Below are 5,484 nucleotides of genomic sequence, written 5' to 3'. Positions count from 1 at the left end.
TCGTCGTTGGAGAAGCGTTTGATCTTCCATTTCGTGGAAGTGTCGCTGTGCTGGCTGACCTGGTCGGGCGGCCCGAACATCATCAGGACGGGCCACCACCAGCGGTTCAACGCCTCCTGCGCCATCGCCTTCTGCTCGTCGGAGCCGCGCGACAGCGTCACCATGATCTCGTAGCCCTGCCGCTGGTGAAAGGATTCCTCCTTGCAGACGCGGATCATCGCGCGCGCATAGGGACCGTAGGAACAACGGCATAGCGGAATCTGGTTCATGATCGCCGCGCCATCGACCAGCCAGCCGATCACGCCGATGTCGGCCCAGGTCAGTGTCGGGTAATTGAAGATCGAGGAATACTTGGCCTTGCCGGCCAGCATCTGGTCGACCAGCTCTTCGCGCGAGGTGCCGAGGGTTTCGGCGGCGGCGTAGAGGTAAAGCCCGTGGCCACACTCGTCCTGCACTTTGGCGAGCAGCGCGGCCTTGCGGCGCAGCGACGGCGCGCGGGTGATCCAGTTGCCTTCCGGAAGCATGCCGACGATTTCGGAATGGGCGTGCTGTGAAATCTGCCGGGTCAGCGTCTTGCGATAGGCCGCGGGCATCCAGTCATTCGGCTCGATGCGCTCCTCGGCGTCGATGCGCGCCTGAAACTGCGCGGCGCGCCCGGCGTCCTCGATATTGCGCTCTTCGGCTTCCGACGTATTGAGCGCCTGGGTGTACATGCGCCGACCTCCCCGATCGTTGGGACTAAATATATAACAAAAATATCAACCTGCAATATATTTCTGTAACATATCAGCCGCCGAAGCGGCGCGCCAGCTCGGCGCCGGCCGCGGGCAACGGGCCGTTTTCGTTCAACCCATTGCGATCCAGCCATTTTTCGGAAGGCGGCAACAGCCCGCGATAGATCTCGCCGCAGAGTGTTCGGGCGGCCCTGCCCGGCCAGTCGTTCGGCAGCAAGGCCGTCGGTAACAGCGGATCCCGCAATACCACCCGACGGTAATAGTGGATCAGCAGGATCCGCGCGGTGAAGGCGTCGGCCTCCGACAGCCGCTCGCGCCGCCCGATCCACCCCCGCAACGGCTCGAAGGTCTTCATGAATTTCAGATACGCGTCCGCGGTGCGATCGAGCGGCCAGCTTTCGCGGAGCAGGCGCCGGCCGCTGTCGTCCTCGGCGGAGACTTCGAGCCGGATCGCGCTGGCCGCTTCCTCGGGGATCGGAACGCCCGAAGGCGCGACCCACACACCCGGCAGCGGACTGCCGAAGCCGGCATTCTTCAATGCCTCGCGCGAGGCGTCGCGGTCCTCGCCGTTGCCGATCAACAGGAGCTTGAAGCGTCCGGTCCAGTCGGACGGCTGCGGATCGTAGATATGTTTGGTCGCGGCATCAAAGGTTTGCCGCCCCTTCTTCACCAGACGATAAAAGCTGTTGCGGCCGACCTTCTCGCGCTCGAGCCAGCCATCGGCGGCAAGCCGTGACATCGCCGTGCGCACCACGCCGCTGTCGACGTCCAGTATCCTGAAGAACTCCAGCAACGTTCCGAGCCAAACCGACCCGCCGCGCGGCACGATCGCGTCCCCGAACACGGTGATGACGAGGGAGCCGGTGCGCGAAGGTTCGCGCTTGAGCTGGTCGATGATGCGGGCAAGCGGATGCGGCATGATCAACGCATAGCGCTTTTTCCCGGGAAGTAACAACGCGACGCCAACTTCTCCCTCGCCCCGCTCTTGCGGGGCTGCTGCCGCGAACACCGAATGTGCGGAGAGTCCCCCTCACCCGCCCGACTTCGCTGCGCTTCGCCGGGCGACCTCTCCCCGCAAGCGGGCGAGGTAAGAAAAACGTCCGAGGTTACCGCGTCGGATCTGGATAGACGATGCTGCGCCAGCCGCTGCGGTCGAACGGCGCCCAGTTGCCCTCGGGCTGCGCCAGACGATCCGCCACCGCGTAGACCGCGGCCGGATGATGGCCCATGCCGCAATGGCTGCTCTCGACCTCGATATTCTCGCAACCAGCGGACGGCTTTTCCATGCAGCCCTGCCAGGCGCAGATGCCGTCGGTGCGGCTGAAGATCGCCGTGGTCGGCACCGGCGGCGTGTCCGAAAGTGGCCCGCCGAACCGGGTGTCCTCTTCGTCGGCGCGGCGCCCGCTCGCCATCTCATAGATGCGCCAGGCGTTGGTCGCCTTCGGGTGGCCCGCGAACGGACTGCCGAGCGTGATCACCGAGCGCACGCGCTCCGGCATCATTTTTGCCAATTGTCGCGCGTAAAGGCCGCCGAGGCTCCAGCCGACCAGGCTGATCTTGCGACCGCTGACATCGCTGAGCTCGTGCACGAGATCGACCATCGCGTGCTCCACGCCGTCGCGCAGGCCCATATTACGGCCCTGACGCCAGCCGCTCACGGCGTAGCCGCGATTCTTCAAGAAGCTGCGCAGCGGACGCGTCGAGGTGTCGGACGCGACCAGCCCGGGCAAAACCAGAACCGGATGTCCGTCACCCTTCGGCGCCAGGCTGAGCAGCGGCAATGCGCCGAGAAACGCGCCAAGCTCATGGAAGGCCCGCCCCTCGAGAAACATCAGGGTTTTCGACGGCGGGGGCAGCGTATCGGCAGTCACGAACATCGTATTTCCTCTTCCGGACCACTAGACGGCCCAATCGATCGAACGAAACGCGGCTCGCACAAAATCGTTCCGCACTGCAACAACCTCAGAGCCATGGGCCCTGATTCCGTCATTCAAGCGCCTGGCCCGCGACGGGACAATGGGTCTCAACACTTAAAAACGGGTTCAGTGATCCAAAAGTCACAACAGCCGCAGCAGGAACTCGGCGGTATAGAGCGCGAGCCCGGCAAGTCCGCCGATCAGCGAGCCGTTGAAGCGGATGTATTGCAGGTCCCGGCCGATATTGATTTCGATCAGGGAAATCAGTTGCCCCATGTCCCAGCTCTTGACCTGATCGGAAATGAAAGTCGAGACACCGCTCTTCTGGTCGGCGATGAAACTCCTGAGCACGGCGACCAGACCCTGATTGATCTCGGCGCGCAGCTCGGCATCGGCGGCCAGCGCCTCGCCCGCTTTGACGAACATTCCCGCAAGATGCTGCTGCAGCACCTGCGTTTCGCCGCTGGCGCTGCGTTCGATGAACGAGCGCGCGTTGGACCAGATATTCTTCGCAAGCTCGGCGAGTTCGGGACGTGCCAGGAGGTCGCGCTTCAATCCGTCGATGCGGCCGGCGAAGGCCGGATCGGTGCCGAGCCGGTCGACGAACGACAGCAACATAGAATCGAACTCGCCGCGGAATGGATGTTGCGGGTCTTTTCGCACTTCCTCGAAGAAATTCGTCGCGGAAGCCACGATCCTGTTCACCAGGAATTTGTCGGCGCGATAAAGCTTCAGCAGCGTCGGCAACTCGGCGCGGATCTTGTCGCGGATCACGGCCATGGTGTCAGGCTGGGTCAGCGTTTGATGCATCACCCGCAGGAGATCGTCGAGCAAACCCTGATGCTTGCCTTCCTGCACGAAGCCGCGCAGCGTGCCGGCGGCGAGCGGCGCGAGATCGATCGATTGCAGCTGCATCGTGATGCGGCGGGTGATGAAACTCATCAGGCCGGATGTTTCCGTAGCACTGACCGCCTCCGGCAGCAGGCGCAGCGTGAAGCGGGCGAGATCGGCGCTGCGCTTGCGGTCGCGCAGCCAGTCGGCGATGAACGAGCCGAAGTCGATCTGGCGCAGCTTGGCTTCCACGGGGGCGGCTTCGAGAAAATGCACCTCGATGAACTCGCCGAGCTTGTCGGCGATGCGGTGCTGATTGCCCTGGATAATCGCGGTATGCGGGATCGGCAGTCCCAAAGGCCTCTTGAACAGCGCCACCACGGCGTACCAGTCGGCGAGCCCACCGATGGTGGCGGCTTCCGCGAACGCCGCGACGAAACCGAACGCCGGATGCAGAGGCAGCAGCACCTTTGCCGTGACGAACAGCGCCAGCGTGCCCGTCAGCACCAGCGTCGCCAGCGCCTTGACCCGCCGCAGCTCGGCGGCGCGCGCGGCGTCGCCGGGCGCGTCGAAGGAGAAGGTGGCGGGGACGGTCATGGCGGCTTTCGGGACAGGCTGAAGTTCGCGCGGATGCAGGATAGCAGCCTTCGTCGTTGCGAGCGAAGCGAAGCAATCCATCGCGCCGCGGACGAAGCTGGATTGCTTCGTCGCGGAGCTTGTCATCGGGCGCGCTTCGCGCGACCCGTCGGCTCCTCGCAATGACGCGGATGCAACCCTGATCTATGCGGATAGCGGACAAAAAGAAGGCCCGCCTGAGCGAGCCTTCGAAAGAGCAGTTGGCCGTCAGACGACGATCAGGCGGTCTTGGTGTAGACCTTGCTGAAATTGTCCTGGGCGGTCTTGGCGCCGTCGGCGACGAGCTTGCCGAGATATTCGGTCGAGGCCTTCGCCCGCGACACCAGCACTTCGCCGCGCGAGCGCAGCAGATCGGACTGGATCTGCACCGCTTCGTTGAGCGACTTGGCGGAAGCCAGCTTGTCGATGCCGGCGAAGAAAGCCTCGGCATCCTGATAAAGCGCACTCTGGATGTTGCGGCTGATCTTGGCGGCTTCGGTGACCGAACCGGCAACGGCGGTCTCGATCGCGGCAGTCACCTTCTCCGAACCGGCATGAAGGTCGGCCGCACGCTCCTTGGCGGTTTCGGTCTGCTTCTTCACGAACTCACGGGCAGCCTCGGGAACTTCCAGGTTCTGGAGGTTCTTGAGCGCGTCGGTGACGGGCGCGAAAGCTTCCTTGACGGAATTCAGCACTGAATTGGTTTCGGTGGTCATTGGGGTTTCTCCATCCTCAGATTTGAGCTATGGGCTCACCCCGTCCGGACTGGCCCGGGGCAATCCCTATATGGCATAGTTAATGGTGCACTGCAATATATATGGTGCGCTGCGATATCACGAATTGGTGATCAGCGCAAGCCCTGCGCAATCCGCCCGATAAACCGGCTTGCAGCCTGCCCTAAGGCTGAACCGCTTCCGGCAGCCCATAGGCTTCCATCTGGGCCCGGACCTGCGCCACATTATGCGCCAGCACGACGATATCGTGCTCCTTGCCCGCCTTGTCCTTCACGTGGTCGCGCAACAAAGCCTCGGCCTTGAAGCCCATGCCTTCAAAGATGGCGATGGCGCCGGTTTGATCGACCGTCATCTGCACCACCAACTTTTCGAGCCCCGCGCCCAAAGCCAGCGCAAAGATCTCCTGCGACAGCGCCCGCCCGACACCTCGGCCGCGTACATCCAAAGCAACGACGTTGCGGATTTCACCGACGTGCGGCGACCACGACAGGGGATCGCGCACCAGCGTGCCGCATCCGATCACCCTGCCCGTCTGCACCGCGAGCAGGCTTACGATCGCGCCGCGCTCGATCTCCTTGATCCAGGCGGCCAGCACCTTGGGTTCGCTGATGTCACGCGGCAGGAACAACAGATCGTGCACCGGCAGTTTTCGCG

General features: G+C 63.5%; 6 protein-coding genes. All 6 read right to left on the bottom strand.

The window, feature by feature from the left end:
- On the bottom strand, positions 1-713 hold a 713-nt coding region (gene paaA / locus QZ213_RS23985; RefSeq protein ID WP_291688563.1), incomplete at its 3' end, for a 1,2-phenylacetyl-CoA epoxidase subunit PaaA.
- A 73-nt stretch (positions 714-786) separates the two neighbouring features.
- Positions 787-1,653, bottom strand: coding sequence for a phenylacetic acid degradation operon negative regulatory protein PaaX (gene paaX, locus QZ213_RS23980; protein WP_291688562.1), 867 nt, complete (start codon positions 1,651-1,653; stop codon positions 787-789).
- Positions 1,654-1,840: 187 nt separating this feature from the next.
- Complete coding sequence (locus QZ213_RS23975; RefSeq protein WP_291688561.1) at positions 1,841-2,611, bottom strand: alpha/beta fold hydrolase; 771 nt, start codon at positions 2,609-2,611, stop codon at positions 1,841-1,843.
- 180 nt (positions 2,612-2,791) lie between these two features.
- A complete protein-coding gene (locus QZ213_RS23970; protein WP_291688564.1) occupies positions 2,792-4,078 on the bottom strand; it encodes a DUF445 family protein in 1,287 nt (428 codons plus the stop codon).
- Positions 4,079-4,335: 257 nt separating this feature from the next.
- Complete coding sequence (locus QZ213_RS23965; protein WP_291688560.1) at positions 4,336-4,812, bottom strand: phasin; 477 nt, start codon at positions 4,810-4,812, stop codon at positions 4,336-4,338.
- A gap of 181 nt (positions 4,813-4,993) precedes the next feature.
- Positions 4,994-5,484, bottom strand: a 491-nt coding sequence (locus tag QZ213_RS23960; RefSeq protein WP_291688559.1) for a GNAT family N-acetyltransferase, incomplete at its 5' end; no start/stop codon positions are given.

This window comes from Bradyrhizobium sp. (assembly GCF_017881085.1).
In the GTDB taxonomy this organism is placed as follows: Bacteria; Pseudomonadota; Alphaproteobacteria; order Rhizobiales; family Xanthobacteraceae; genus Bradyrhizobium.
Note: the sequence above shows the minus strand (reverse complement) of the source record. Positions and strands in the feature narration are given on the sequence as shown.